Origin of the sequence: Leptothoe sp. ISB3NOV94-8A (assembly GCF_043421595.1) — a bacterium.
GTDB lineage: Bacteria > Cyanobacteriota > Cyanobacteriia > Phormidesmidales > Phormidesmidaceae > Leptothoe > Leptothoe turfae.
Genome location: NZ_JAXSQW010000001.1, coordinates 3,897,147 through 3,922,908 on the forward strand (window position 1 = coordinate 3,897,147; position 25,762 = coordinate 3,922,908).

31 protein-coding genes are annotated in these 25,762 nt (G+C 46.9%); 13 read left to right on the plus strand and 18 right to left on the minus strand.

The window, feature by feature from the left end; translation table 11 throughout:
- Positions 1-89 precede the first annotated feature (89 nt).
- Positions 90-809 (plus strand): phycobilisome rod-core linker polypeptide, encoded by a 720-nt coding sequence (locus tag SPB21_RS16375; RefSeq protein WP_163667241.1) that lies wholly within the window; start codon positions 90-92, stop codon positions 807-809.
- 184 nt (positions 810-993) lie between these two features.
- On the opposite strand, the gene SPB21_RS16380 is transcribed toward SPB21_RS16375, so the two are convergent.
- Positions 994-2,289 (minus strand): HEAT repeat domain-containing protein, encoded by a 1,296-nt coding sequence (locus SPB21_RS16380; RefSeq protein ID WP_499867170.1) that lies wholly within the window; start codon positions 2,287-2,289, stop codon positions 994-996.
- A gap of 281 nt (positions 2,290-2,570) precedes the next feature.
- On the opposite strand from SPB21_RS16380, the gene SPB21_RS16385 reads away from it, so the two are divergent.
- Positions 2,571-3,368: a phycobilisome rod-core linker polypeptide gene (locus tag SPB21_RS16385; RefSeq protein WP_499867171.1), complete on the plus strand. Its 798-nt coding sequence runs from the start codon at positions 2,571-2,573 to the stop codon at positions 3,366-3,368.
- A gap of 131 nt (positions 3,369-3,499) precedes the next feature.
- Here SPB21_RS16385 and SPB21_RS16390 read toward each other — a convergent pair whose 3' ends face one another.
- The 3 genes from SPB21_RS16390 to cpeB (SPB21_RS16400) all read right to left on the minus strand — a co-directional run bounded on the left by SPB21_RS16390 (position 3,500) and on the right by cpeB (SPB21_RS16400) (position 5,401).
- Positions 3,500-4,108, minus strand: coding sequence for a HEAT repeat domain-containing protein (locus tag SPB21_RS16390; protein ID WP_163667232.1), 609 nt, complete (start codon positions 4,106-4,108; stop codon positions 3,500-3,502).
- A 171-nt stretch (positions 4,109-4,279) separates the two neighbouring features.
- The gene (gene cpeA / locus SPB21_RS16395) at positions 4,280-4,774 is read right to left on the minus strand and encodes a C-phycoerythrin subunit alpha (protein ID WP_006515445.1); all 495 of its coding nucleotides are present in this window, start codon (positions 4,772-4,774) and stop codon (positions 4,280-4,282) included.
- 72 nt (positions 4,775-4,846) lie between these two features.
- On the minus strand, positions 4,847-5,401 hold the full coding sequence (gene cpeB, locus SPB21_RS16400) for a phycoerythrin subunit beta (RefSeq protein ID WP_163671552.1): 555 nt from the start codon (positions 5,399-5,401) through the stop codon (positions 4,847-4,849).
- A 256-nt stretch (positions 5,402-5,657) separates the two neighbouring features.
- On the opposite strand from cpeB (SPB21_RS16400), the gene SPB21_RS16405 reads away from it, so the two are divergent.
- Together SPB21_RS16405 and SPB21_RS16410 are read left to right on the plus strand one after the other, a co-directional pair.
- A complete protein-coding gene (locus SPB21_RS16405; protein ID WP_163671551.1) occupies positions 5,658-5,903 on the plus strand; it encodes a DUF8630 family protein in 246 nt (81 codons plus the stop codon).
- Between the two features lie 77 nt (positions 5,904-5,980).
- A complete protein-coding gene (locus SPB21_RS16410; protein WP_163671550.1) occupies positions 5,981-6,283 on the plus strand; it encodes a hypothetical protein in 303 nt (100 codons plus the stop codon).
- Between the two features lie 74 nt (positions 6,284-6,357).
- Here SPB21_RS16410 and SPB21_RS16415 read toward each other — a convergent pair whose 3' ends face one another.
- The 13 genes from SPB21_RS16415 to SPB21_RS16475 all read right to left on the minus strand — a co-directional run bounded on the left by SPB21_RS16415 (position 6,358) and on the right by SPB21_RS16475 (position 17,232).
- Entirely contained in the window at positions 6,358-6,966 is a 609-nt protein-coding gene (locus SPB21_RS16415) for a HEAT repeat domain-containing protein (protein ID WP_163703355.1), read from the minus strand.
- A 130-nt stretch (positions 6,967-7,096) separates the two neighbouring features.
- Positions 7,097-8,380 (minus strand): C-phycoerythrin alpha-cysteine-82 phycoerythrobilin lyase CpeY, encoded by a 1,284-nt coding sequence (gene cpeY, locus SPB21_RS16420; protein WP_499867172.1) that lies wholly within the window; start codon positions 8,378-8,380, stop codon positions 7,097-7,099.
- 226 nt (positions 8,381-8,606) lie between these two features.
- Complete coding sequence (gene cpeA, locus SPB21_RS16425) at positions 8,607-9,101, minus strand: C-phycoerythrin subunit alpha (protein WP_006515445.1); 495 nt, start codon at positions 9,099-9,101, stop codon at positions 8,607-8,609.
- A gap of 72 nt (positions 9,102-9,173) precedes the next feature.
- Positions 9,174-9,728: a phycoerythrin subunit beta gene (gene cpeB, locus SPB21_RS16430; protein ID WP_163671552.1), complete on the minus strand. Its 555-nt coding sequence runs from the start codon at positions 9,726-9,728 to the stop codon at positions 9,174-9,176.
- Positions 9,729-9,928: 200 nt separating this feature from the next.
- On the minus strand, positions 9,929-10,234 hold the full coding sequence (locus SPB21_RS16435; RefSeq protein WP_163671845.1) for a CpeR family transcriptional regulator: 306 nt from the start codon (positions 10,232-10,234) through the stop codon (positions 9,929-9,931).
- Between the two features lie 49 nt (positions 10,235-10,283).
- On the minus strand, positions 10,284-10,913 hold the full coding sequence (locus tag SPB21_RS16440) for a chromophore lyase CpcT/CpeT (protein ID WP_163670413.1): 630 nt from the start codon (positions 10,911-10,913) through the stop codon (positions 10,284-10,286).
- 209 nt (positions 10,914-11,122) lie between these two features.
- Positions 11,123-11,647: a phycobiliprotein lyase gene (locus SPB21_RS16445; protein WP_163702027.1), complete on the minus strand. Its 525-nt coding sequence runs from the start codon at positions 11,645-11,647 to the stop codon at positions 11,123-11,125.
- A gap of 202 nt (positions 11,648-11,849) precedes the next feature.
- Positions 11,850-12,605 (minus strand): phycobilisome rod-core linker polypeptide, encoded by a 756-nt coding sequence (locus tag SPB21_RS16450; RefSeq protein ID WP_499867174.1) that lies wholly within the window; start codon positions 12,603-12,605, stop codon positions 11,850-11,852.
- A 204-nt stretch (positions 12,606-12,809) separates the two neighbouring features.
- A complete protein-coding gene (locus SPB21_RS16455; protein ID WP_163670408.1) occupies positions 12,810-13,577 on the minus strand; it encodes a phycobilisome rod-core linker polypeptide in 768 nt (255 codons plus the stop codon).
- Between the two features lie 150 nt (positions 13,578-13,727).
- Positions 13,728-14,468 carry a phycobilisome rod-core linker polypeptide gene (locus tag SPB21_RS16460; RefSeq protein ID WP_163670406.1) on the minus strand — a complete coding sequence of 247 codons (741 nt, stop codon included), beginning with the start codon at positions 14,466-14,468 and terminating at the stop codon, positions 13,728-13,730.
- A gap of 114 nt (positions 14,469-14,582) precedes the next feature.
- Positions 14,583-15,443: a phycobilisome rod-core linker polypeptide gene (locus SPB21_RS16465; protein WP_163670405.1), complete on the minus strand. Its 861-nt coding sequence runs from the start codon at positions 15,441-15,443 to the stop codon at positions 14,583-14,585.
- Positions 15,444-15,953: 510 nt separating this feature from the next.
- On the minus strand, positions 15,954-16,643 hold the full coding sequence (locus SPB21_RS16470; RefSeq protein WP_499867175.1) for an ankyrin repeat domain-containing protein: 690 nt from the start codon (positions 16,641-16,643) through the stop codon (positions 15,954-15,956).
- A gap of 13 nt (positions 16,644-16,656) precedes the next feature.
- Positions 16,657-17,232, minus strand: coding sequence for a bilin-binding protein (locus tag SPB21_RS16475; RefSeq protein ID WP_499867176.1), 576 nt, complete (start codon positions 17,230-17,232; stop codon positions 16,657-16,659).
- Between the two features lie 112 nt (positions 17,233-17,344).
- Between SPB21_RS16475 and SPB21_RS16480 the strand changes: the two genes are divergently transcribed.
- Both SPB21_RS16480 and SPB21_RS16485 read left to right on the plus strand, forming a co-directional pair.
- Positions 17,345-18,004 carry a HEAT repeat domain-containing protein gene (locus SPB21_RS16480; protein ID WP_490795599.1) on the plus strand — a complete coding sequence of 220 codons (660 nt, stop codon included), beginning with the start codon at positions 17,345-17,347 and terminating at the stop codon, positions 18,002-18,004.
- Positions 18,005-18,364: 360 nt separating this feature from the next.
- Complete coding sequence (locus tag SPB21_RS16485; RefSeq protein WP_499867177.1) at positions 18,365-18,898, plus strand: phycobiliprotein lyase; 534 nt, start codon at positions 18,365-18,367, stop codon at positions 18,896-18,898.
- Between the two features lie 48 nt (positions 18,899-18,946).
- On the opposite strand, the gene SPB21_RS16490 is transcribed toward SPB21_RS16485, so the two are convergent.
- Positions 18,947-19,795, minus strand: coding sequence for a pentapeptide repeat-containing protein (locus SPB21_RS16490; protein WP_499867178.1), 849 nt, complete (start codon positions 19,793-19,795; stop codon positions 18,947-18,949).
- Positions 19,796-19,956: 161 nt separating this feature from the next.
- Here SPB21_RS16490 and SPB21_RS16495 point away from each other — a divergent pair, with 161 nt between their 5' ends.
- From SPB21_RS16495 to cpcF, 7 genes are all read left to right on the plus strand, one after another.
- The gene (locus tag SPB21_RS16495) at positions 19,957-20,547 is read left to right on the plus strand and encodes a phycobiliprotein lyase (protein ID WP_006515459.1); all 591 of its coding nucleotides are present in this window, start codon (positions 19,957-19,959) and stop codon (positions 20,545-20,547) included.
- A gap of 114 nt (positions 20,548-20,661) precedes the next feature.
- Positions 20,662-21,390 carry a 15,16-dihydrobiliverdin:ferredoxin oxidoreductase gene (locus SPB21_RS16500; protein ID WP_499867179.1) on the plus strand — a complete coding sequence of 243 codons (729 nt, stop codon included), beginning with the start codon at positions 20,662-20,664 and terminating at the stop codon, positions 21,388-21,390.
- Positions 21,391-21,505: 115 nt separating this feature from the next.
- Positions 21,506-22,249: a phycoerythrobilin:ferredoxin oxidoreductase gene (locus SPB21_RS16505; protein ID WP_163670391.1), complete on the plus strand. Its 744-nt coding sequence runs from the start codon at positions 21,506-21,508 to the stop codon at positions 22,247-22,249.
- Positions 22,250-22,844: 595 nt separating this feature from the next.
- Positions 22,845-23,363 (plus strand): C-phycocyanin subunit beta, encoded by a 519-nt coding sequence (cpcB, locus tag SPB21_RS16510; RefSeq protein WP_163670390.1) that lies wholly within the window; start codon positions 22,845-22,847, stop codon positions 23,361-23,363.
- Between the two features lie 144 nt (positions 23,364-23,507).
- The gene (gene cpcA / locus SPB21_RS16515) at positions 23,508-23,996 is read left to right on the plus strand and encodes a C-phycocyanin subunit alpha (protein WP_163670387.1); all 489 of its coding nucleotides are present in this window, start codon (positions 23,508-23,510) and stop codon (positions 23,994-23,996) included.
- 197 nt (positions 23,997-24,193) lie between these two features.
- Positions 24,194-25,033, plus strand: coding sequence for a C-phycocyanin alpha-cysteine-84 phycocyanobilin lyase subunit CpcE (cpcE, locus tag SPB21_RS16520; RefSeq protein WP_499867180.1), 840 nt, complete (start codon positions 24,194-24,196; stop codon positions 25,031-25,033).
- Positions 25,033-25,674 carry a C-phycocyanin alpha-cysteine-84 phycocyanobilin lyase subunit CpcF gene (gene cpcF, locus SPB21_RS16525; protein WP_163702033.1) on the plus strand — a complete coding sequence of 214 codons (642 nt, stop codon included), beginning with the start codon at positions 25,033-25,035 and terminating at the stop codon, positions 25,672-25,674. Before cpcE ends, cpcF begins: the two co-directional genes overlap by 1 nt.
- Positions 25,675-25,762: the final 88 nt, after the last annotated feature.

Genomic DNA, 25,762 nt, shown 5'->3' on the forward strand with positions numbered 1-25,762 from the left:
TTCGCAGAGTTTCCTAGAATGGCCATAGCTTAGGTAAATCAATGCTAAAGCCTTAGGCTATTTAATAAAATCAATACTCACAAACAAACATGCAAACACTGGCAACTGATAATCAATTCATCCCTGCAGCTCAAAACGGTTACTATTCTCTCGCAAATGTTGAGTCGGGTCAGGCTAAAGCATTATCTGCCATGGATAAGCGAGATTGTTTGCAGGCCGTATATCGTGCCATCTTTAAGGACAATCGTAATATTGATTTTCACCACAATGAAGCCCTTGATTCTGCCTATCTCAACAATGAGATCACCACACAGGATTTGGTGCGTGAGCTAATTTGCTCCGACATGTTCATTAACTTTATTTTGGCTACCAATAGCAACTATCGATTTGTGCAGCTTTGCTTTGAGCGGGTACTGGGTCGTCCTGCGATTCAATCAGAGGTCTTTAAGTGGAGTTCTCTCTTAGCCTCTGAAGGCATTATCTCTTTTGCTGAAAAGCTAACAACCTGTGATGAGTATGTAGCTGCCTTTGGTTTTCACCAAGTTCCTCATCGCCGTTCCATCAAGCTATTCTCCAGCGACCAAAATATGCCTGCCCTCCCTAAGGAGCTGAGCATTAAACGCTATCAAGGAGAAGGCAATGAGAATCAATATAAGTTTATCGGTTCGATTAACCCGCTCTGGGAAGGCAATATGCCCCCAGCCATCATTCGCAAGATTGGTGCTGTAGTCACAGTGGCAGGTGCTATCGAAGTAGGTCGTGTGGTGCTGACTGTTGCACTACAGGCTATTACTGGCGGTCATATGTAGGCTTTGGCAAAGTATTTTGGAACCTGGCGAAGTTTCCGGAGGCCCCCAGAATTTGGGAAACCCCCAGTATGCCTAACTGAGAAAACGTAGTTATTTCTGGAAAGGGGGCCTCCGAGAGGATTATCTCACAGCCAATATTTTCAAGAATCAAAGCTATCAACAGTCTCTTGTAATCCTCTACACCTCATCCCTTTAAACTCGACAGCTTAGCTTGCACCAATGGATGCTCTGACTGCAACAACTCGCTCTGGTTAAGACCATCTAAATGATTCAAAGCAATGAGAATGGCGTATTGCAGTTCCCAGGTAGCTGTATCCCACGCCAACTGCAGCTCATCGATGGCATAAGGGTTACCTAATCTACCAAGGGCGATCGCACCCGCTACCCGCGCTTTCTTAAACTGAGCTTCTGGGTTGTGCAGTGCCTTGACCAAAAGCTTGTAGGCAGGCTCATAGTCCAGCCAACCAAATAAACGCATAACATGGTAGTAGCCGCCATAATCATGGTGAGCTTTATCCTCGTAGGCTGTCATCAGGGCCTCAGGAGCTTTTTGAGGATACACATCCAATAATGTTTTGGTAGCTAAATAACAGCGGCCAAAGTCTGTCTCATACAGTTCATTAACGGCAAACTCAAGGGTGGGGGTTTGGTCATATTCATGAACCAGTTCTATGGTGTCGGGATGATCGGCTATGACTTGGTCTAGATAAGGTTCGACATCCTTAGTAAAGGTGATGGCTTGATCGTCTATGCCTACCAGGGCCAAGGATTGAATTGCCCGCAAACGGAACACCATGGAAATAGGGGACTGGGCAATTTTAGGAATGGCCGAGTAGTAATGGGTATCGATCAGGTCCTGTAGACAGCTGCGACGTACGTTGACATTGGCATCTTGCAGCATGTCGACAACGCGAGCCATAGCCGAGATATCGTCGCCAAAACGATATAGTGTTGCGATCGCAGCACTTGCCACCATTAGATTATCCGCTTGCATCCAAGGTCGAATCCGATCAGCCGCCGCTTTATAGCCAAGTTTACCCAGCGTCTGAATAACGACTCGATAATTTTGCCCAGGCCGAGTGAGAACATTTGTTATCTCTTCTAGAATCGCCTCGTCCAGCGAGATATGCCGCTCATCTTTTCCACTAGCAATCTCACCAATGGCCCACACTGCGTTCTCCACGGTGTAGCAGTCGTCATCCCCTAAACAAGAACGAATGGATGGCAGTGCCTGGGCAGCGCGCAAATGCCCTAACGTCTCTACCGACTTGCGGCGCACAATCCGATTATCAAGATCATCGCCTGGCTGATGAATAGCCTGGATCAAGGCTTGTACCGTACGTTCCGATGGATGCTCCACCAATCGAGAGGCCGCAATATATCGATCTGACGGCTCCTCAAGCTGATCAGATGGCGTATGTAAAAGCGCAATAGCTTGCTCTTCGGTGAGATGAAAAATACTAAACGACGTTTTTTTCATGACTAGCGGTTCTTACGTCCCCAGGTTGTAACTAACACGACACAAAACATTGAACATTTGTTAACTTCTTCCTCATATACAAGATCTCCCCTTTCATTTTCACCTACTGTCCAAAGTACCTACCCAGATTCTTGACCCAAAAGAAACGTCGTTGCTGATTTGTACTTGAGCTAGACTCAATGCCATTTGTCAGGATTTTATAGATTAAATCCTTCCAAGGATCAGCAACACCAGAAAAATATATCGAAAACTCTGTTTGAGATTGTCAGGAGACCATATTAATGGGAAATTTAACAGCTTCCGCATCCCTGGGCTTGGATGCGTTTGAAGGCGCACCGGTAGAACTGCGCTCTTTTGCCAATGAAGAAGACCTACAGGAGGTGATCCGTGCTGCGTATCGCCAAGTGTTGGGGAATGTTCATATCCTCGATAATGATCGGCTAGCCAGTGCCGAAGCTATGTTACGCAATGGTGATATCACTGTACGAGGGTTTGTCCGGGCTGTAGCTCAATCAGCGCTATACAGTTCTCTCTTCTTTGATGGCAATTCTCAGTACCGATTTATCGAATTAAACTTCAAGCATCTCCTGGGTCGTGCCCCACGCGATCAAGCAGAGATTAGAGAGCATGTCACTCTCTACAATGAGCAGGGCTACGCCACCGAAATCAACTCATATCTCGACAGCAACGAATATATCGATAACTTTGGTGAGGCGACAGTGCCCTATCACCGGAGTATTCGTTCCCAAGCAGGCGTTAAGAATGAAGGGTTTAACCGGATGTTTTCCCTTCTACGGGGTTCCGCCACTAGCGATCGCAATAAAGGTGCTCAGCTAATTTCCTCCTTAGCTGCTAATATTGCCACTCCGATCAAGCCTCTGGCCAAGGGAAATGCTTCTGGCTATAGCAATCTTGGCAAGAGCTTCAAGATTGCATTTTCTAGCGGTGCAGCAGCTTCACGCCTCAAGCGATTCAGCAAGCAAACCATTGTGGTGACCTACGCTCAAATGTCCCAAGCTGTACAGAACATTCATACGTCTGGGGGCAAAATTTCAAGCATTACTGAATTAGCATCCTAATTAAGCTAATTCAAAATGTCTTGGCTTAAATCTGGGTAGCACTACTTAAACGCAGTATTGAACAGCAAACGCTCATTCGATACTGTGTTTTTCTTAGTCTTTGACATTAGTCTTTGATAAAGGTAATGCCTTTAGTCAGGAGAATACTGTTTAACTAGCTCTAGTCGAGATAAGGCACTAGTAGCTGACTCGCGCAGGTACGTATCCACATCAGCATTCTGACTAAACTCAGTCAACACAGTCACAACTTTCTCACTATCAACAGACCCTAGTGCATTGAGAATAGCGACTGATATTGCTATATTCTCTGTAGTTTTGAGAGCATTAAGCAAAATATCTAAAGCAGGCTCACCCACCTGTCCCAATGCCATCACCGCAGAGATATTAACCACTGGGGCAGGATCTTCAAGGGCCTGTTGCAATGCCTGCAATCCTTCTTCTGGGAATGGTGTATCAGTATGACGTACAGCCACTTGCGTCAAGGCTTTAGTACAGCTTGCCCGTTCAGTTGGACTCTCACTACTCTGCAATCTTTGCACCAAACTAGGTACAGAGTCTGGGCCAATATAACCCAAGGCTTTAACCGATGCTCTCCGATAAACAACATCGTCTTCAAGCAAATTAGCCATCAATCGAGCAATCGTCTGCTCATCATAGGACTCGGCCAACTCTACTATGGCTCGTTCACGCAGATTGGGATTAGGATGTTTGAGTTGCTCAAAGAGAGAATCGACTGTCATCGTAGTTTTAGCAGATTTAGGGAAGTATGTTGTTATGACAATATCTAGAGACAGGACGGATAGATCAGTCTCTCCTATAAACAAACCTGGAGACTCCGAAGAATCTCCAGGTTTAGACTACCTAAATGCAGTCAAGCTCTGAATCGCATCAAACCCTTAGGAACGGGTCCCTTAAGAAAGGGAGTTGATTACGTAGTCAACCAGAGCGTTGTACTCAGTTAGAGCCTGAGCAGACATGTCACGAGGAGCACAACCACGGTTACGGGCAAAGCTTAGAGCAGCTACGTAAGGTGCAGTGGGTAGGTTAAGCGCACGGTAAACTTCACGCTGACCTGCAATACCCCACTCATCAAGAGGACCAGTACCACCCACTACTAGGCTGTAGCTGATCAGACGCATGTAGTGCTTAATGTCACGCATGCACTTAGCTTTGAACGTGTCAGTGGAGTTTGCTTCACCTGCATTGTTCAAGTAGGGATACTTGGAGATGCATGCATCGTAAGCTTCTTTAGCTACGTTATCCAAGTTGCCTGCTAGCTTCTCAGCAGCTTCAAGACGCGCTGCTGCACGCTGAAGACTACCTTGTACAGACTCTAGGTCGGAAGTGGAAGGAAAACGACCAGCTGCATCAGCTGCAGCGATCACAGTGGTAACAACAGATTTCATTTCGTAATTTTCTCCAGTAGTTAAATTGATCGTGAACAATCAGAACAATCTCGCTTAGCCGTCAAACGGTGACTAACCTAGAGCAGAGATAACGCGATCAAAGTAGCTGCCAGCTTCTGCAACCAAGGAAGCGCAACGATCGTCAGTTACAATAGAGCCCATCTTACGTAGACGTGCACCAGCGCGTGCTTCGCTAGGCTCATCCTTAATGTGAGCAGTGGCCTGGGCCTTCATGATCTGTACGGCACGTACAGTGGACGTTGCAGGTACGCCTAGAGCAGCATAAGTCTCTTTTAGACCGTTCAAGCAACGATCATCTAGAACGGATGCATCACCAGCTAGTAGCGCGTAAGTTACATAGCGAAGAACGATCTCACCGTCACGTAGGCAGGCAGCCATACGACGGTTGGGGTAGCAGTTACCACCCGCTTGGATGAGACCCTGGTTCTCACAAATCATGCCAGCAATAGCATCAGATACCATGCAGCTTGCGTTGGATGCAATGGCATTTACAGCATCCAGACGACGGTTGCCACTTGCAACAAATGCCTTAAGGGCAGATAGATCACCGACAGGTGCAGTGCTGGCATCAGCGGATACTACCGCTCTAGAAAAAGCGTCAAGCATTGAGCTCTCCTTACTTCAAAAACACATTGGGCAAACTCTTCGGGCAACCGCCACAGCAGTTCGGTGTGCCACGAACTAACCATATGCAACAGACCTTACCTAAGTCCTTAATATCAACAACAAAGCAATATTCCGTTACATATGCCTCATTTAATTCATATTAGATGGCAGCAACTAATGACAAACGACAGCTCAGCCGTAAAAATATAGCTATATAGATGAACTATTTTTTTGAAAAACTGAAAGGACCCTCATCATGACTAGCTCGACTGATACTGCCACCCCCCAAGTTACCGTTGAAGAAATCACTGAACTCATCACTGAGTTTGAGAAGTATCGTGAGCGTTTAACCAACGAAACTTTGGATGCTGCTAAAAAAGCAAAAATGTCGAAGAAAGAGACCATGGCCAAGTTAGAGCCCGAGCTTGCCAAAATTGATGCGGCCCTGGCTCAACTCAATGCACAGCTAGCAGCCCTCACCCCTGACACTACAGCCGAATAGTCTTCAAATTTCTGAGGTCAAGCCTAGCCAGCCATAACTGCAGGTCTTGACCTCAGTAAAACGTCACAGGCACAGTCATGTTGGATGATCAAAATCCGTTGCGTAGTCAGCTAGAAGATGAGCTCAACAGCTCAGAATGGCTACAAAAGTTCAAGGCTATCAACCAATTACTGCACACCTTAAAAGCTGATATTGCTGATATTTCCGCCTGTGACCTTAAATGGGATACAGGTAGCAATGGGTTAATTATTCACTGTCCTTCGATGGAGATTGAAGAACGACTCAAAGCACAGCGATCCAAAATTATTGCCATAGCAAGCTATGCGGACCGTATTACCTTGGTACAGGCCGACCAAGAACCCCTTATTTTAAAGGGTTAAAGTTGTGCTTGGAACTGTCAAAAGCTTTTGACAGTTCCAAGCACCCTTCACTCGTTTGCGAAATCACAGCAGCATTACTCTTTAGGACGAGAGAAATTTTGTACCATTTCCATACGTGATAAAGCGCTGATGGCTGTTTCCTTCACATAGCCATCCACCGAGTCATCGTCGGCCAGGTTGGCCAGCACCTCTGAAGCCTGATCTCCACCGACAGAGGCTAACGCATTCACAATAGAAACCGATAGAGCAAGATTATCGGTAGTTTGCAGGCTCTCTAGCAAGATATCCAGAGCTGCATTACCAATCTCCCCCAGGGCCATAGCCGAGGCGATATGAACCACTGGATTCGGATCATTGAGAGATTGTTTTAGACCCTGTAGCCCTAACTCTGGAAATGGCTCATCGGGATAGTTTAAGGCTACTTGTGCTAGAGCTTTAGCACAGCTACCCCGCACAGTGACATTTTCACTATTAGCCAGGGCCTCAACAATAGCAGGTACGGCATCTAAGCCAACAGCTCCTAACGTTTTGACAGCCGCCCGGCGGTAAGTAGTGTCTTCGGCATCCAAGGCACTCATCAGGCGGGGAATCGTAGTCTCATCACGATTGTCGATAATATCCACCATGGCGCGATTGCGCATATTGGGATTCGGGTGCTTAAGCTGTTCAAAAAAAGCGTCCATGGGTTGGTAACAAGAATTTTTAACTAAAGAAGAATAGATTGTAGACGTACCCTTCGACTCCGCTCGGGGCACACTGGCAAAAAATCCGTTGCCTGAGTGAAGTCGAAGTCAACAGATTTTCTGCACCAGCTTAAGCCTGCGCCATTTGAATCGAACGATGAGCCTTGGCTCTTACAGCCCAATCATTTGCTTCTAATAACAGTTTATGCTGACTATAATCGCCTAATTTTTCTAAGGCCATTAACGAAGCATATTGAAGCATCCAAATTTTACTGTGGGCACTGGTTTGTAATGGGGTAATCGCTCGCTGATCGCCCAGTTCTCCCAAAGATAGAGCAGCTCCAGCTCGAGATTTCATAAATTGGGGAGATGTATTGTTCAAAGCCTCAAGCAGTAAATCGTAAGCCGGTTGATGCTTGAGCCAGCCCATGAGCTTCATCACATGGTAGTGAGCACCATAGTCGTTATGGGCCTCATCCTCATAGGTGGCAAACAGAGCCGCTGGCGCAGTGTCAAGCTGCTGATCAATAAAGGTTTGAATCGCCAAATAAGTGCGGCCAAAGTCAGTGTGGTACAGCTCCCGAATAAGAAAGTCTAGGGCAGGGGGCTGATCATATTCGTGCACTAGCTCCAAATCTTGGGGATGATCTCGCAAAATCTGCTCAATCACGGGTAACGCATCATCAATGCCCACCTCACCAGAGGCCATACCGCTCTCTGCTAATGTGCGAACAGCCCTTAAGCGAAACATTAGAGAAATAGGACAGCGCGCAATCGCCGGAATCGCTGCGTAATACTGAGAATTAATCAGATCTTCGAGGCAGGCCCGGCGAGCATTAATGTTATCGCTTTGGAGAAATGAGATGACTCGATCAATTTGGCTAAAATCTCGGGCAAAACGGCAGACGGCTGAGATCGCAGCACTAGCCGTCGGCTCATCTCCATGATCCATAAAGGGCCGCACCCGATCCACCGCTGCATCATAGTCCAACTTCACCAACGTATGAATAATCACTCGATAGGTCTGATCTGGTTTTGCCAGCAGTTGAGTAATCTCTTCTAAAATCTCTGCATCTTCTGTTCCAATTTCACCAATCGCCCAGACAGCAGACTCTACGGTATAGCGATCTGGATCAGACAAACAGGTACGAATAGCATTCAACCCTAGCGTCGCCTTCAACTTACCCAAAGACTCAACCGATTTACGTCGAGTAATCCGATTATCCAGCGAGTCGTGGGTAACATTCACCGCTCGAATAAGCGCGTCAATCGATGCCTCTGATGGATAATTTGCCAATTGAGACGCCGCAACATAGCGCTCACTCTCATCAGCGGCCTGTTCAGGAGGCGTATCCAGAAGAGCAATCGATTGTTCTTCTGTTAAACCGAAAATATTGGCGAAACGCTTATCCATAGGACGGTTGAGCGACAAAAATCGTGAACATTCCCTTCGACTCCGCTCAGGGAAAGATGGCCAGGAAAACGAAGCATTGTGCAATCGTTTTATAAATCTCGTTGGCTGAGCGCAGTCGAAGCCAACAAACGACAACAAACCTGGAGACTCCAAAGAATCTCCAGGTTTTGACTAACTCAATGTAGTCAAGCTCTTAATCGTAGTCAGATGACTAGGAAAGGGTCCCTTAGGAAAGGGAGTTAATTACGTAGTCAACCAGAGCGTTGTACTCAGTTAGAGCCTGAGCAGACATGTCACGAGGAGCACAACCACGGTTACGGGCAAAGCTTAGAGCAGCTACGTAAGGTGCAGTGGGTAGGTTAAGCGCACGGTAAACTTCACGCTGACCTGCAATACCCCACTCATCAAGAGGACCAGTACCACCCACTACTAGGCTGTAGCTGATCAGACGCATGTAGTGCTTAATGTCACGCATGCACTTAGCTTTGAACGTGTCAGTGGAGTTTGCTTCACCTGCATTGTTCAAGTAGGGATACTTGGAGATGCATGCATCGTAAGCTTCTTTAGCTACGTTATCCAAGTTGCCTGCTAGCTTCTCAGCAGCTTCAAGACGCGCTGCTGCACGCTGAAGACTACCTTGTACAGACTCTAGGTCGGAAGTGGAAGGAAAACGACCAGCTGCATCAGCTGCAGCGATCACAGTGGTAACAACAGATTTCATTTCGTAATTTTCTCCAGTAGTTAAATTGATCGTGAACAATCAGAACAATCTCGCTTAGCCGTCAAACGGTGACTAACCTAGAGCAGAGATAACGCGATCAAAGTAGCTGCCAGCTTCTGCAACCAAGGAAGCGCAACGATCGTCAGTTACAATAGAGCCCATCTTACGTAGACGTGCACCAGCGCGTGCTTCGCTAGGCTCATCCTTAATGTGAGCAGTGGCCTGGGCCTTCATGATCTGTACGGCACGTACAGTGGACGTTGCAGGTACGCCTAGAGCAGCATAAGTCTCTTTTAGACCGTTCAAGCAACGATCATCTAGAACGGATGCATCACCAGCTAGTAGCGCGTAAGTTACATAGCGAAGAACGATCTCACCGTCACGTAGGCAGGCAGCCATACGACGGTTGGGGTAGCAGTTACCACCCGCTTGGATGAGACCCTGGTTCTCACAAATCATGCCAGCAATAGCATCAGATACCATGCAGCTTGCGTTGGATGCAATGGCATTTACAGCATCCAGACGACGGTTGCCACTTGCAACAAATGCCTTAAGGGCAGATAGATCACCGACAGGTGCAGTGCTGGCATCAGCGGATACTACCGCTCTAGAAAAAGCGTCAAGCATTGAGCTCTCCTTGTTTTGTTAAAAACTTTTCGTTAGTGATAAGCCCGTTTCGTTTGGCTCAACCACTAACGAAACAATAATGAATCATGGTTACCCAAGTCTCATTTAGTGAGGAGAAAGCAATATTCCGTTACATAAGGCACAAAATCATTTAAAACAGCCTGATGGCAACGGTTAGAGGAAATGAAGAAATAATCTACTTAAACTCGTTCATCAAATCGAGTATGGAAACTGCCGTACTTGATCCAATATTGCTGTAAATCGTGGTGGGGGGTATGCAAACTGGCCTTGGCCCGATACAGAACAACACGTCGATGCTGCCCAATCCAAATTTTTTTGACTGGATCAACACATATTAAAGTGCCCCCCAAAGCCTTAAGGCAATCCTGAAACTTTTCTATCGTCGAGTATTCTACGGTTTCAAAAATGAAGAAGTTACCTGAACGAATCAGGTGACGACTGCGGATCCACGTCTTCATCTTCTTTTGTGCTTGAGGAGGAAGCATGGAAATCTGAACCGCTCTAAGGTCTATATCAACGTTCGTTTTAAATTCTTCAGAAAGGTAGTTCATTATTAAAACTGGCGCGCTTTCGGAATTTCAAAATCCCCTCTGTTGAGCCCCACACATATTCATCTGTCTCAATATCCATACCCTGATCGATGCTCATCCATGTGCTTTCAGTAAGCTCCACATGACTAGTGAGATAGGTAATTTTGCCTTCTTTAGGAATAATGCAAGCCTTACCAGGTTCTACGCTGCCAATGAACGTATCTCCCTCACGCCTAAACACCATTGAACAGCCTTCACGACGCTCAATACACTCAGGAGTAACAGTTTTAAGGATCTCCAAATTATGACCGCCCCCTGCGTAAAGCAGGCGATCTTTCAAGCCATAATTCTCGATATAAACATGATCCCCCTTATCAACTAGACGGTGTACCCCCTGCCTATAGGGAGTCCACAGGTCATAGTCATAGGTTTGTTCTGAATATAGCCCTACTCCTGAAAAAAAGTCGTAAGGCAGTGGTCGAAAAAAAATCCGAATGTGGGCAAATTTTGTGGGTTCGTCAAAGGCTTGTTGCTGATTGCTAAAATCCCCAGACATCCACCGAACAAGAGTTATAAAGTCTTGAGAATAAGACTCTGTAGAAGAAGAGACATCAGCATTGCCAGTAAGCACCATTCTTGTAATAAATGTTTATTTTTTCAACGTTGCCCACAGATTAACTAGGACAACAGTTTTATGTTGAGGCGTTGCCGATCTCTTGAGATCTCACACAACCAATATCACCCACTTGATTTAGTGTACGCAAGCAACGGGTAAAAGTGCCAGCATTAGGAGCATATTGACCCACAGGTTATCAGCATTCGATGACTCACCTTACTTATTTCTTACCCAGGATTACGTCGAACTTCTGATGAAAAACTAGCAGTAGTCACCCCCTTGCCACTACTGGTCTTAATCAAGGACACCCGAAACCTTAGGTTAGGAGTGGCAAACCAAATTTTTTCCTCTGCAGCCGCCCGATCATAGGAGGTAGTCAGCACAAAGGTGCCATCTTCGCCTAAAGAATAGGTACCAACGGCTTCCATTGTTTCCGCATACCCCTGCTCTCGCAATAGCTTCCCTGTAGTTGCACTATCAGGCACGGGCACAAGAATGGTAGACCCTGCCATGACCTCATCTTCATCCCAGTCAGATTCACCTTCCCAGCTCATTTTGAAAGGGCTCACTATAATTTCTGGAGCAACATCATAGCGTTTGCACAGTTCTAATACCCCTGGCTCATCTACTGTGAGAGGCTCAATATTGATGGTAGAACGCACTTCTTCAAAATGGGCAAATGCTAGGTGATGGGCACTACGTTGCGATCGCCATTCACCTAACGAACGTTGCACAAAAGTTTCAATATCCATTTAGTTAGAACAAAAGCTTAAAAATTTTATTGCTGCTTATCTAAAGTAACCCTTAACTCCACCAAAAGTAAAAGCCCATAACAAAACCTCCAGCAAGATGTGTCCGGTTTACCCAACACATCTTGCTGGAGGCTTCAAAGATAACTAAGCTAGCTTGTTTAAAAGCTCACTAGCTATCACCTGAAAGTCACTGAAATCAAAACTAGATTTCTGAGATGTTAACAATTTTTGCACCCGAGCGCTGTACAGTCTGAATACGCTTAGAAAGCTGAGCAAAGCCCACTTCTACACTGTAATTACTCTTAGTAACCCGTGCCCCAAAGTTTGCCTTAGAAACAGTAATGCGAAAACGCTTACCGGTATTGCTATAAGCACCAGAAGCTGACGTTGGGGCTTTGATTTTAGTACCCAGGTTACCAGCAATGTCGCTAACCAGAGATGTGCTGGTGACATTGCTAGCTGCATAGCCGCGATCTAAAGCAAATGTACGATTAAACGCAACATTCTTCAAACCAGCTTGACTGGAGTTACCACGCACATAGGGCACAGTGTTCTCACCAAAAGCAGCATCATACTCATCGCTATCGATGTAGGAATCAATTTCTGCTTCGAAACCTTGAGTGTTGTAAATAGCAACGTGCTCAGCAATCTCAGTTTGGTCTTGAGGAGCACGACCCAACAAATGTTGAAAATTCAGTTCAATAGAGCGGTACGAAGAAGAATTTTCAAAAAATAGGGAGCGATATAGATCAGACGTAGCTACTGCACGAACAAATCCTCGAACAGTGATACAACCATCTCTGAGCATCGACTCAGCACTAGTCAGACGCTGACTGTCCATCACGTGCTGATTACCCAAAACTTGCTTATAAACAGCTCTGATGACAACCTGTAGATCATCTTCAGTTGCATTAGTACGCAACTCAGTGGCTTCAAGGCTCTCTAACCAAAGTGCCATGGCTATTATTCTCCTATTTAGTGATGATTGAATTTAAAAATCAAAGCGTTGCTGATCATCGGGATGATTTTATCAGTCAAGTATTGAGCGATAGCACATTTAATAGACTGAAGAATTCACTAAATCAGCAACGACAAAAGCAAAGCCAATAGTCAATAAAAGAGGCAGCCCCTGCCTTAGACAAGGGCTGCCTTGAAAAGAAGCCTAGTAACCGGCTTCAGTAATGCTGACGATTTTGCCACCACGCTTCAACACATTTTGAATGGTTTTAGACATTTGGCTGTAGGAAACCACGTACTCCTGGTTGCTAACGCGGTTAATAGCAGCAGCAGCAGCAGATGTGGATACTGCTATACGGAAACGCTTACCAGTATTGGTGTAAGTGCCTGAGCCACCACGGGGCGCTGCAATTTTGCTAGTCAGATTACCCGCAACAGAACCAATCAAACGAGCAGAACGACCGCGATCACTCGTCGCATCACCACGCACCAAAGCAAATGTACGATTGAAGCTTACGTTCTTATACCCAGGCAAGCTCTGAGCACCACGCACATAGGGAGCAATATCTTCACCAAAGCTAGCTAGATACTCGGCACTATCCAGATAAGAATCAATTTCAGCATCGTAGCCCTGACCGTTGTAGGTGGCAACATGCTCAGCAATCTCAGTCTGATCTTGAGGAGCACGCCCCAAAAGGTGCTTAAAGTTCAGCTCAATAAACTGATAGGGAGATGACGTTTCAAAAAATGCAGTGCGATAAAGGTCGGACTTAGCTACAGCACGAACAAACCCTCTGACAGTAATCTTGCCATCACGCAAGAAAGACTCAGCGCTAGCAATACGCATGTTATCCATAACATGCATATTGCCTAAAACTTGCCTGTAAACGGCATTGATTACAACCTGGAGATCGTCCTCAGTAGCGTTAGGACGAAGCTCAATCGGTGCTGCATCTGCAACCCAAAGTGCCATGAAAAAATCCTCCAACAATTAAGTTATTTTTTTAAGAACAGAGTGCCGCAAAAATTGCAACACCCCCAAATGTTGATACTTCAAACGCCAGCTTGAGTAGAGAATCCTCTCTAACTGTGAGAATTCTCTACTCAAAAACAGCTGAATGAATTAAACAATCTCAGTGATGCTGACAATTTTGGCACCTGTGCGATGGATGCGCTGAATCTGAGGCGTCATCTTATCAGCTGACACGATGTACTCGTTCATGCTGACACGACGGGGAGAATCAAACTTAGCTGCAGTGGTCTTAATCTTGAACCGCTTGGTTGTTCCAGAGTTCAAGTTAGTTGCTGCACGCTTAACCTTATTACCTTTCTCAGCACCAGCCACCTGAGACACAAGTTGAGCGGACTTCACAGCACTGCTAACCTGAGCAGGACCACGATCAATGGCAAAGATGCGGTTATAGCTTACCTGGGATTGCCCCACCTGAGTAACACTAGCGTTGTAGAACGGCACTACATTCTCACCAAAGCGAGACTGGTACTCGTCACTATCAATATAGGAATCGATTTCAGCATCGTAGCCTTCTTCTACACAGCGACGAATGTGTTCAGAAAGCTCAGCCTGGCTCTCAGGAGCACGCCCCAAAAAGTGCATGAAGTTTAGCTCTACAAAGCGATAAGGAGCACAGCACTCAAAGTAACGGCTGCGGTAAAAGTCAGACTTACCAACAGCACGGACAAAGTCCCGAACAGAGAGAGAGCCATCACAAAACTGAGATTCAGCGCTTACCAAACGCTCGCTTTCCATCACATGGGGGTTACCCAAAACGTGGCGGTATACAGCACGAATGATGGATTGCTTATCTTCGCTGCTGCTAACAGGCCACAACTCAAACGTTGTCATTGGAAATCTCCTACTGTTTTTTGAAAAGACGTTCTCAACACATAAGTCATCCGAAGCAATGATCAGAAAAAGGCTGATACAACCCATTTTCTGACCATTGCAGATAACCGTTACCTAGGAAACCAGGGTAATACTGGCAATCACACCACCCTGTTTATGGATCCGCTTATACTCATCAGACAATTTGTCAAAGGGAACCATATACACCTTATTGGCGCGACGGAACTTGGACACGCGGTTGAAGGCATTGGAACGATAGCTGGTAACCTCAACACGATAAATCTTGCCATTAGAACTGGCACCAACACCGTGGCGAGTACGAGAAGAATCGGGGGGAGTCTGGAAGGTGCCGCCAGCAGACAACGGAGATAGAACAGGTGCTGGAATAGCGTTGATTACCAACGAGTTCAGACGAGGTTTCTTACCATTAACGCTGCCCTTTAAAGAGCTGCTAGAAGCGCCACGTACTAGCTCAAAGGTGTGGGTAAAGCCAACCATATTACTAGCTTCGGTCTTATAGCCACGAATATAGGGGACAAAATCTTGTCCAAAAACATCCTGATACTCATCGCTATCGATATAAGAATCGATCTCAGCCTCAAAGCCCTCAGTATCCAGAATGGCACTATGGGCTTTCATCTCTTCAAAACTATTGGGAGCTCGGCCAAGTAGGTGGCGGAAGTTAAGCTCAATATTGCGGTAACGAGGGCAGCTCTCAAAAAAGCGCGCACGATACATATCAGACTTAGCCACTGAGCGGACAAATTCACGTACCGTCAACTCACCACGCTTAAACTGGGACTCGGGCACCGCAAGGCGCTCGCTCTCCATCACATATGCGTTACCTAAAACCTGTCTATAGACGGCTTTGATAATAGACTCGAGGCCCTCACTATCAAGGCCAGGAACCCACTCGACTGGAGGGGTCTCGTCGAAAAGGCTCACGCCCAATCGTGAAGCTGGTCCAAAAGCCATTAATGCTATCTCCTAGACGACAACAATGGTCTAAATAATTTTATCTCGGAATGTTAAGAAGCTTAAGGGTAACAATACCCTCCAAGCATTGCTGAATCTTCTATGTAACTTGTTAGAACTGCTGACTAGTCTCTAACAAGTTAGTTTAGACAGCTCTGACAAATCATACTGAAACCAGGCATAAACACTCACTAGAACCCATCTTCGTATATAAAAGCAGCCTCTAATCATCAAGAATTATAAACTCGGCATCCAGACTGGTACAGGGGATACAAAACTGATGATCACGACCATCAAACAGAGGATGAAAACCCTATTTATATATACGTTTTAACGTCCATTGACACCCCCCTGATATGACCTATCAGTTTGACTTAACTAGCAGCCCGAAAGATACAAAAGTATATATTAAGCATTAAATCAGGGGATTTTCACAAACGAGATTTCAAGCCTTCTAGCAACTCAGATCTTCAAAGTTTACATTTCTACATTTATTCCCTCAGTAATGCACTATTCAGCCCCTGCTTTACGCAGCATAGTAACGGCCTGGCTTGAACGAAATGACTGCTGAGCTTCACTGAGAGCCGTACCTCCCCAACGGTTTTGGGACGTCACATCAGCACCTTCTGCCAGAAGTATTTCAATAATGTCAATGTCACCTCGGGCGGCAGCCATCATCAAAGGTGTCCACCCCCCTACATTGGCAGTATTCACAGCTGCACCCAACCGGATTAAACTCGCCACAGTAGGGGCATGACCATTACTAGCGGCCAGATATAATGCCGTGTCGCCAATCTTGTTGGTGTGGTGCACATCATCCCCGATCTGGGCCAATCGCTCCACAATATCGGCATGACCTTGACGAGCCATGAGCAGCAGGATGGTTTCTTGATAGCGATTGCAGACACTGGAATCGGTTTGTGCCCCATGGTCAAGCAATGTGAGCACAATATCTCGCTGATCGGCTTCAGCTGCATACAGAATGGCCGTGTAGTTAACTTCGTTGCGAGCGTTGACATTGGCTCCCACGTCCAGCAACAGCTCAACAATAGATAGATGTCCTTCAGCTGCCGCCCACATTAATCCTGTGCAACTCCGCCAGATACCTTCAATGTCGGTACCTTTCACTAAAAGCCTTTTGATCGTTGCCACATCACCACGGATACAGGCATTAACCAAGGGTTCATGGGTAGATGACATGGCGTTCGTAAAACTAAGTGGCAGGTTGAAACTGGCTCAGGGCCTGAATTAGGTGATCAAAATAGGGGTCAATCTGGCGATCGATAGCCGTTATCTCCAACATTGCTAGTTGGTCTTTACTGGCCGTTTTTAGAGACTGCAAACCATACACCATGGCATCGAGGGGTACCTGCAACTCTTGGTAAAGCTGCTCCATGTAAGACAGGCCCGTACTATTGGTATAGTCAGGTCGCTGGGCCGCGATGCCATAGGTAATGCAGCGTAAAAAATGCCAAAAATCTCGCCAACAGGCTTCAGCACGAATCGCTGGATATAATCTGCCACCGGCCCCAGTGATACCAGGAAATTTTTCAAGGACTTGTGCCCGAGCAGCATCCACAATCGCACTGGCATGGTCGCGTAGGTGACGGGCAATGGGACCAGCAGGCATTGTGTCTAGTAACGCATCGTCTAAGTAGACACGTTCGTTATCGGCGGTTTGGAGCTGTGCGATCGCATCTTCTCCAAATTCGTCTTGCCAGCCATTAAAACTGACAATTCGTGCTTTAAAGATGAGTTCTTTGACCCGAGGACTGAGGGACGATGACATGATTGTTTTAACGCTCTCTAATTATTGTTACACACTGTTACAACCAAGGTAAAATCATCCTAGATGTAACGCTTCATCAGTGGTCCGCTGCTGACAATTCGCCCAATCAACTATGGAACTTTCCGATATTCAAGCCATCCTTGAACACCCCGATTCGCAGGAGCGCCTGAAGGGCATTGTGGCTCTCAAAGATTATGACGCTGATACGGCCAGCCCGCTACTGCTAAGTAAAAAGGACGATCCTGAGTTCTTGGTCCGTTCATTCGTAGCCATGGGCCTTGGGCGGAAACGTAGCGACACCGGCTTCGAGGCACTACTGGCAATGATTGACAATGATCCAGACGCTAACGTGCGGGCAGAAGCCTCTAACTCCCTGGCAATGTATGGTGACGCATCTATTCCCCATCTGGTTAAGACATTTCATAGCAACAGCAACTGGCTGATTCGGCGTAGCATTCTAGCCGCCATGATCGACCTCAATAGCCCAACAAATATGCTTGACATTTGTCTAGCGGCCATCATCGACAGCGATCTGACCGTAATCAACGCAGGCATCGACCATTTGAGCACCTTGGCAAATACCCACCAAGCAGAGGCAGCACTAGCCGCAATCTTACCCCTGAAAACGGCAGAGAACTGGTACACACGCATGCATGTCGCCTATGCCCTTAAGCGCTTCGACGCGCCAGCAGCCAAAGAGGCGTTGATAGAACTGCGCCAGGATCAGCAACATAAGGTTGTCGCCGCCGCCCTGGAAGGGTTGGTGCCCTAAGCACAAGCGACACTCACTCAGCCTATTCCCACTGGACGAACCTTGATAGATGCCAGTGACGCCACCTGAAGGACAGACAATTCTGTACGGAGAGTTGGGCAATGAAACTGAGTCATAGCCTACGAATGCCCCCGCCAGCCGTAGAACGGTAGGTATGGCTACAGCCATCAGAGCTCAGCTCTGTTAGCTTTTCTCTCAGTGGAAGATTAGTTGAGTCCACTGGGAGAGACGTGGCGCGTTCAATAAGTGCTTTATTGCTGTTTGATTAGATTTTCGCTACCTTTAATGTAAATAAATATAAACTTGTTTACCTATAGCTTGATTTCGAGTGCATCGCTTAATTTTAAGGTCCTAGATTCTATGTCATTGCCTGTGATTACCACCCCTATTGACAACTTGGAAGCCTTGGCGGCTAATTTCTTTGAGCAATCTGCTGGCCAATGGACCTCCCAACGTCGTTACTACACGCTCAAGAATGGTGAAGCTCAAGAAGTCGTGAGCGCCCTAAATATCGAGTTTTTAGAGGCTAGTCACCCTGAACTCGTCGCCCTAGAAGCCATGCATGGCCTAGACACACCGATCATTTGCGGTGTGAAATCTTCGTGGGAAAGCAACTACATTAGTCCCAGCCGTAAACAAGCCACGGGTTCTACTGTTTTTGGGCTGCAAGGCAATATCCTGTATCGCGATCGCGGATTTGCTACGGCAAAACCTGTGTTAGCGACCTATGAGATGCGCGATCTCAACACCATGCAGCTCCACACTGAGTACGGCGGTTCTGCCTTCGATGAAGAGCTTAAGCTAGTCGGCGACAAGCACCGTACGCGCCAAACCATCATTTCGAGAGCTGGTCAGGAAATCATGATTGGTCAATATTTAGAGACACGGGCGTAAATCCTTTGGAGGGTGGGCAATGCCCACCCTCCAAAGGATTCCACCTGTCTATCCTGCTTCAGCGTCGAGCGTTAAACTCCGCCGCGTCGAATTGCGGGTCAGACCATTCCATACATCTAATTCACCGGACGAACGGCCCAATAACTGGCCTCTGGAATTTTGGGTCAGCCCCTGAGCCATCGTAAAATCGGCTCCGGCAATATTACCCACCATGTCAAACTCCACACCCGTTAGGTCTGCTGCCCGCAGATCCGCTTTCTGAAACTCAGTACCGCTGACTCGAGCATTTCGCAAACTGGCCCCCGTCAGAAACGCCTTCTGTAAGTTTGCTCCACTCAAGCTGGCATCATCCAAAATAGCGCCTGTTAAATCGGCCCCACTTAGGTAAGCGCCTAAAAGTTTTGCTCCGCGAAGATTGGCCCCCCGCAAATAGGCCGTGTTTAAAAACGCACCATTGAGGACAGCTTCTGGGCCAACAGCCCCACAGCTTTTGTAGCGAAATCCTTCTGGCCAAAGGGTTTTATCATCATAGAGCGCAATGTTGAGCTTAGTCTCTGATAATACTGCGCCGCTAAAGTTAGCCCCACGCAGGTCAGAACGATGAACAAAGGCCCCTGTCAAATCCGCTCCACTTAAATCGGCCCCTGTGAGCTCCACACCGCGCAAATCAGCCTGTTGTAGCTGGGCACCGCTCAGACTTGCGCCAGCGAGGTTAGCACCAATTAAGGTCACCCCTTGCAGACAACTATTGGTCAGATTGGTCGCTGATAAATTAACTCGATATAAATCAAAGCCCCGCAGATCTTTACCCGAGAGATCAGCTCCTGACAAATCATGGTGAACTGCCAGACGATCTAACAACGACGCATCTAAACTTAGAGTTTCGGGATGGCTCATAGATAGCTAAACTTTGTAACTAAAGGATGAAACGTCGCTGGGCCTCGCAGGGATGAATCAGCGACGAAAGCAATGATTTAAAGGTGTTCTTTAAGGTCAGTGTAACAGTGCCCTTGAACACATTCTTGAGCAAATAACCTATTTAATACGGACAATCTCCCATGCCATTTCAATCTCCCATGACCATGATGGATTTTTTTCGCAAAAGCGAAGGCATCTGGTTTATTCAGCGGGCCGTCCATCATTTTGACTCGGTGGCCGATGAATCAGGAGAGTCTAACTTGATCGTGGATGTCATCGAAGCGCAGGATCCACGCATTGTAGAAATTTGTCAGAGCCAGGGGGTGGATCCAGGGAAAGCAGCGGGGGGAGCTCAGTTTTCCTGGCAATCTAATACCAAAGAATTTACCTATGACTCTAAATATGCAGCCATCCTGGTGGATATTCCCAACAATGACCAGGGTCGCGCTGGCCAACTTTTAAGGGACCGCGGCTATGTGGAAAATATGCCAGTGGTAGGACGCTATGGATTTGCTGATGATGGTGTATTGACCATTGACAACGAGTATGACAAAAACCAGGGACAAGAGCGCTGCTGGTTTCTCTCCGACGACTTTCGCGTGCGGGTCAGCACAGCCCGACTCGCCAACGGCATTAATCTGATGACCTACTGCTCAGAGCGACGGTTTGTCACCCAGGATGACCTGGCAGCGATGGTTCAAGCCAATGCCGCCCGCTTGCCCACAGCCTGATGTAACGGAATGTATCTTTGTCTCTAAGATTCAAGACATGGGCCTCAGATATCTCCTATGCTGCAAATGGCAGAAGGTATCTGTCGTAACCGTTATAAATTAAGGCGAAGACACATGTACCGCCCTTTTCTAGAGCATTTAGAAGCCTCCTTAAAAGAGAGATTTGAACTACAGCCACGGGCTATTCCAGAGGGACTAGAGTGCCAAATTAGCGAGCGAGGGCGGAATCCAGCATCGATTCAAAGCTGGTGTTATCAGTCATCTGAATTACGAAAAATTCGCTACACATATATCGACGCTGGTAAAGGCGCACAAATATTTAATAGTGTCCTTTATCCTAATCATTGCTACGATGTGCCCCTACTGGGGATTGACTTTTTATCCTTTGGCAAGGTTAAGAACTTAATTGTTCTCGATTTTCAACCCCTGTTCCAGGATGAAGCTTACGAAGCCAAGTATCTGATGCCACTCAAGGAGTTACGCGATAACTACGCTGAGTTGGCCCAGGGTCTGGAAATGAAGTTTTACGATGCCAATCAGTACTTCTCAAAATATCTGTTGTTTGCCAAGACAGATACTGAAACTGTCTCTACGCGAGTTTTGTCAGCCTTCAAAGACTATTTAGATCTTTACTGGCAGATATTAGCAAATGCTGAGCCGCTAACAACCGATGCAGAGATTGATCGGGTCAAAAAAGCTCAGATTGACTATGACCAGTACAGCGCAGAACGTGACCCGGCTCACGGCTTATTTACCAGCTATTTTGGCGCAGAGTGGGCAGATCGCTTCCTCTATGAGTTCCTGTTTGAAGATGCGGTTCCCCTTGCTGTGCAAGCCCATTAGGTTTAAGCCTATTCGTGAGATAAGCCCCACCCAACTGATGATATTTCAGGGCACCTGTTAGAGACGTCCTTACACGATAAGGAATCTATGGCAGGTGCTTTAATTGTTTTTTCCTATGACTCTATATCAACCGTTTTTAGACCATGCGATCGCCACTCTCCAAGATCGCCTAAAGCTTTCTCCCTACCCAATTCCCGCCGGTTTTGAGAGCAACACAGCCACCACTGGCAAGGGCAAGCGCGAAGTCACTGTACTGACCACCAGTCACGGCTATTGTTCTCCCAAACTACGACAGATTCGGGCAGCCCATGTTCAAGCAGGCGACAGTTTACAAGTCCTCAACTTTGTGATCTTCCCCCGGCTAGAATACGACCTGCCCTTTTTTGGTGGAGATTTAGTGACATTACCTGGCGGGCACCTGATCGCCATTGACATGCAACCACTCTTCCGCGATAGCAAAGATTATCAGGCTCGCTATAGCCAGCCGATTATGCCCATGTTTGAGCGCTATCAGCAGAAGCTACCTTGGGGCGGTGATTTTCCAGCAGAAGCACAACCCTTCTTTTCCCCTGCGTTTCTATGGACCCGACCCACTGAACTAGAAGACGTGACCACCCATGTATTTAACGCCTTTAAAGACTATTTAGACGCCTATATAGGCTTTGTGGAAGCCGCGCAACCCGTAACCGACCCAGAACGGCTTCAGGCCATTGAAGCCGCCCAAATTAGCTATATTCGCTATCGTGCTGAGAAAGATCCGGCCCGAGGTATGTTAACTCGCTACTACGGCGCTGAGTGGACTGAAGAATATATCCATGGATTTCTGTTCGACCTGGAACGCCATTTACAAACTGCGTAGGCCCTTAGGGGATGCGTGATGGGGTAATGGGGGGATGATTTAAGCGCAAGCGCCTAAGTAACTAACAAGTAAGTGGAAGAGATTAAATAACTCCGTGCCACTTACTCGTTTGGTTTAATGTTTTTAATTGACAGAATACGAACCCCATGTATGCATAGGGTAAAGTTATCCTGGCAAAATATTTCTGACGAGGGCTGAAAAATCTATCATATTTTTAGGTGTTACATCTGTTACCAAATCCCCACAACCCTTATAATTCGTAATATATTGTGTCCCCGACGCAGTATATAAAATAGACTGATAGCTTGTAGCAGACAGGCTTGTGGCTGTTTTTTACAGAAGGCAAACAAACATCTGTTGCCAAGGGTGAAGTTTCTTTAACTTTGTTAGATTCGGTCCCTATTCGCTTTAATCTTCAAATTGGGGAGAGCGATGTTTGCTGAGATGATTCATGACTTCTGTAAAAGTCGTTTCAGATTGTCTGCATTCGCCTATCTCTATAATGAAACTGTTTTTGATGCAGTTGCTTAACGGGTTCTCGTCCCCACTTTTTTGGAAACTTACTTCGACGAATCAAATTTAGGAGAGTCAATCTATGTTTGATGCGTTTGCTAAGGTCGTCTCCCAGGCTGATGCAAGAGGCGAATATCTCAGCAGTGCTCAATTGGACGCTTTATCTGCAATGGTTGCTGACAGCAACAAGCGCATGGATGCGGTTAACCGTATTACCAGCAATGCGTCCGCTATCGTGACAAATTCCGCTCGTGCTTTATTTGCCGAGCAGCCTTCACTCATCGCTCCTGGTGGTAACGCTTACACTAGCCGTCGTAATGCAGCTTGTCTGCGCGACATGGAAATTATCCTACGCTATGTAACTTATGCTATCTTCACTGGCGATGCTAGTGTTCTAGATGATCGTTGCTTGAATGGTCTACGCGAGACTTATTTAGCTCTCGGTACTCCCGGTGCTTCGGTTGCCGTTGGCGTTCAGAAGATGAAGGAAGCTGCTATTGCGATCGCTAATGATTCCAATGGCATTACTCCTGGTAACTGCTCCAGTCTAATGGCTGAGATTGCAGGTTACTTTGATCGTGCAGCTGCTGCTGTTGCTTAAGTTAACTCCCTAGGTAGTTTTTGGCGAGCTTAATGCTCGACAAGCTTTAGTGAGTTTGGTAATTGACAGATCAAGAGAGTTCTCTAATCAATAACTTCCTTTTTCTGTCTGTCTGTTTAGAAACTTTGGGAGATATCTCAAGCAATGAAAACCCCTCTGACTGAAGCAGTATCTGCTGCTGATTCGCAAGGTCGTTTCCTAAGTTCCACCGAGATTCAGTCTGCTTTTGGTCGTTTCCAGCGTGCCTCAGCTTGTATGGAAGCTGCTCGTGGTTTGACTGCTAAAGCTGACGCTCTATGCTCTGGTGCAGCAAACGCCGTTTACAGCAAGTTTCCCTACACTGTTTCCACTCCTGGTCCCACCTATGCTTCCGACCAGGTTGGTAAAGATAAGTGTGTTCGTGACGTTGGTTACTATCTACGCATGGTTACCTACTGCCTCATTACAGGTGGTACTGGTCCCATGGATGAGTACTTAGTAGCGGGTCTAGATGAGATCAACCGTGCTTACGAGTTGTCTCCTAGCTGGTACATTGAGGCGCTTAAGTACATCAAGGCTAGCCACGGTTTGAGTGGTCAGGCTGCTACTGAAGCTAATGCCTATATCGATTACGCTATCAATGCCCTAAGCTAATTGAGTCTTGAGCCTCTGTAGCACACTGCTACGTTGTTTGAGTTTCAATTATTTCCCAGAGGTATTTGGAAGCGCTGGTTTTGACTGGTGTTTTCTTCCACCTCTGGGGTTTGTTATGTTTAGGCATTGGAGAGACGTTGCATGCAACCTCTGTACATTAAATCTGTAGGCAATCTGTCTATTCTTGAGGTTACGTTGTGAGTGGTGTCCCTCATAATCCAGACGGTCAGCCGTTAACCACTGACCAGGCATTGATCAATATTAACCAGACCGCAGATCCAGGCTTACGTTACTATGCCGCCTGGTGGTTGGGTAAGATGCGTATTTGCCAACCGCAGGCAATAGACGCTTTGCTATTGGCATTGGAAGATGAAACCGATCGTTCGCCAGATGGTGGTTATCCCCTACGACGTAATGCGGTCACGGCTCTGGGAAAAATTGGCCAAGGCAATGACCGGGTGGTGCTTGCCCTAATTAATTGCCTCCACTGCGATGACTATTATGTGCGAGAAAAAGCAGCCCAGTCCCTTGAAAGTTTAGGGGACTCGCTGGCTGTTCCCCCGCTCATCAATCTACTCGAAGGCGGTGTTGCAGCAGCCGTCCAGGATTCTGACAAACCCCACCTGGTGCAACCTTACAACGCTATTTTGGAAGCACTGGGCACCTTAGGAAATGCAGAATTAGTAACAATTATTGGCCCCTTTTTAGACCATGACGTTCCCCAGGTACGTAACGCGGCAGCTCGGGCAATGTATCAAATTACGGGAGAAACTCAGTACGCGGAACGCCTAGTCAAAGTGTTAGCTCATGATCAGCTACAGCTGCGACGAGCGGCACTGATGGATTTAGGAGCTGTCGGTTATTTGGCCGGGGCAACTGCGATCGCAAACACCCTAGCTGAAAACAGCATGAAACTGATTGCCCTCAGGGGCATACTTGAGCACCAAATTAGTTTTGAAATACAATCTGGGGAAGACACGTCACCCATTTCTGACGACAGCCGTCAAGTGATGGAACTAATGGATAGCTTGTTGTAATGGTCGCCCTACTGAAAACCTTTGATAGCTGTTTACAAGCGGTTAACGATGCGGATTCTGCCCAAGGCTTGTTAGATGCCGTTGAAGATCTAACCAGCCTTAAGGATGAACGCTCCATTCCCACGTTAATTCAAGTATTAGGCTTTAATAATCCAGGTGCCGCCGTCGCCGCCGTTGAAGGATTAGTCCAAATTGGTGTTCCATCGGTCTCACACCTGTTGGAAAAATTGGATAACTATAACTACGGCGCAAGGGCCTGGGCGATTCGGGCATTGGCGGGCATTGGCGATCCGCGTGGTCAACAACTATTACTGGATGCCGCTGCCAATGACTTTTCCCTCAGCGTCAGACGGGCTGCAGCGAGAGGTCTAGGCACCATTCGTTGGTCTGACATAGAAGAGGATAAGCGTAATGTGGCGATGGTGCGATCGCTAACAACATTGTTGCAGGTTACTGGGGACGAAGAATGGGTGGTACGTTACGCAGCGGTTGTAGGGCTAGAGGCCTTAGCCATGGAGCTCACCCACAGTACCCACAGCACTCAAATCACTCAATGTCTTAGCCAGCTTAGTCATCGTGACGAAACAGCAGCGGTGCAAGCAAGAGCCCAATGGGCTTTAGAAAAACTGAGCCAAAAATAATACACAAAAACAGTAAAAGGGATAAAGAGACATAATGTCTCTTTATCCCTTTTTATCCCAAAGAAGACAATTCGCTGTTTACTCAAAC

Bases quoted from the DNA above. Each gene is read 5' to 3' on its own strand.
- SPB21_RS16390 (WP_163667232.1), bottom strand. From the start codon at position 4,108: ATGACAGTCGATTCTCTCTTTGAGCAACTCAAACATCCTAATCCCAAT.
- cpcF (WP_163702033.1), top strand. From the start codon at position 25,033: ATGGTCGCCCTACTGAAAACCTTTGATAGCTGTTTACAAGCGGTTAAC.
- cpcB (WP_163670390.1), top strand. From the start codon at position 22,845: ATGTTTGATGCGTTTGCTAAGGTCGTCTCCCAGGCTGATGCAAGAGGC.
- SPB21_RS16375 (WP_163667241.1), top strand. From the start codon at position 90: ATGCAAACACTGGCAACTGATAATCAATTCATCCCTGCAGCTCAAAAC.
- cpeB (WP_163671552.1), bottom strand. From the start codon at position 9,728: ATGCTTGACGCTTTTTCTAGAGCGGTAGTATCCGCTGATGCCAGCACT.
- SPB21_RS16475 (WP_499867176.1), bottom strand. From the start codon at position 17,232: ATGTCATCGTCCCTCAGTCCTCGGGTCAAAGAACTCATCTTTAAAGCA.
- SPB21_RS16440 (WP_163670413.1), bottom strand. From the start codon at position 10,913: ATGGTGCTTACTGGCAATGCTGATGTCTCTTCTTCTACAGAGTCTTAT.
- SPB21_RS16495 (WP_006515459.1), top strand. From the start codon at position 19,957: ATGCCATTTCAATCTCCCATGACCATGATGGATTTTTTTCGCAAAAGC.
- SPB21_RS16450 (WP_499867174.1), bottom strand. From the start codon at position 12,605: ATGGCACTTTGGTTAGAGAGCCTTGAAGCCACTGAGTTGCGTACTAAT.
- SPB21_RS16380 (WP_499867170.1), bottom strand. From the start codon at position 2,289: ATGAAAAAAACGTCGTTTAGTATTTTTCATCTCACCGAAGAGCAAGCT.
- SPB21_RS16500 (WP_499867179.1), top strand. From the start codon at position 20,662: ATGTACCGCCCTTTTCTAGAGCATTTAGAAGCCTCCTTAAAAGAGAGA.
- SPB21_RS16385 (WP_499867171.1), top strand. From the start codon at position 2,571: ATGGGAAATTTAACAGCTTCCGCATCCCTGGGCTTGGATGCGTTTGAA.
- cpeA (WP_006515445.1), bottom strand. From the start codon at position 9,101: ATGAAATCTGTTGTTACCACTGTGATCGCTGCAGCTGATGCAGCTGGT.
- SPB21_RS16415 (WP_163703355.1), bottom strand. From the start codon at position 6,966: ATGGACGCTTTTTTTGAACAGCTTAAGCACCCGAATCCCAATATGCGC.
- SPB21_RS16480 (WP_490795599.1), top strand. From the start codon at position 17,345: ATGGAACTTTCCGATATTCAAGCCATCCTTGAACACCCCGATTCGCAG.
- SPB21_RS16505 (WP_163670391.1), top strand. From the start codon at position 21,506: ATGACTCTATATCAACCGTTTTTAGACCATGCGATCGCCACTCTCCAA.
- SPB21_RS16405 (WP_163671551.1), top strand. From the start codon at position 5,658: ATGACTAGCTCGACTGATACTGCCACCCCCCAAGTTACCGTTGAAGAA.
- cpeY (WP_499867172.1), bottom strand. From the start codon at position 8,380: ATGGATAAGCGTTTCGCCAATATTTTCGGTTTAACAGAAGAACAATCG.
- SPB21_RS16460 (WP_163670406.1), bottom strand. From the start codon at position 14,468: ATGACAACGTTTGAGTTGTGGCCTGTTAGCAGCAGCGAAGATAAGCAA.
- SPB21_RS16470 (WP_499867175.1), bottom strand. From the start codon at position 16,643: ATGTCATCTACCCATGAACCCTTGGTTAATGCCTGTATCCGTGGTGAT.
- SPB21_RS16410 (WP_163671550.1), top strand. From the start codon at position 5,981: ATGTTGGATGATCAAAATCCGTTGCGTAGTCAGCTAGAAGATGAGCTC.
- SPB21_RS16445 (WP_163702027.1), bottom strand. From the start codon at position 11,647: ATGGATATTGAAACTTTTGTGCAACGTTCGTTAGGTGAATGGCGATCG.
- cpeA (WP_006515445.1), bottom strand. From the start codon at position 4,774: ATGAAATCTGTTGTTACCACTGTGATCGCTGCAGCTGATGCAGCTGGT.
- cpcA (WP_163670387.1), top strand. From the start codon at position 23,508: ATGAAAACCCCTCTGACTGAAGCAGTATCTGCTGCTGATTCGCAAGGT.
- cpeB (WP_163671552.1), bottom strand. From the start codon at position 5,401: ATGCTTGACGCTTTTTCTAGAGCGGTAGTATCCGCTGATGCCAGCACT.
- SPB21_RS16435 (WP_163671845.1), bottom strand. From the start codon at position 10,234: ATGCTTCCTCCTCAAGCACAAAAGAAGATGAAGACGTGGATCCGCAGT.
- SPB21_RS16490 (WP_499867178.1), bottom strand. From the start codon at position 19,795: ATGAGCCATCCCGAAACTCTAAGTTTAGATGCGTCGTTGTTAGATCGT.
- SPB21_RS16455 (WP_163670408.1), bottom strand. From the start codon at position 13,577: ATGGCACTTTGGGTTGCAGATGCAGCACCGATTGAGCTTCGTCCTAAC.
- SPB21_RS16485 (WP_499867177.1), top strand. From the start codon at position 18,365: ATGTCATTGCCTGTGATTACCACCCCTATTGACAACTTGGAAGCCTTG.
- SPB21_RS16465 (WP_163670405.1), bottom strand. From the start codon at position 15,443: ATGGCTTTTGGACCAGCTTCACGATTGGGCGTGAGCCTTTTCGACGAG.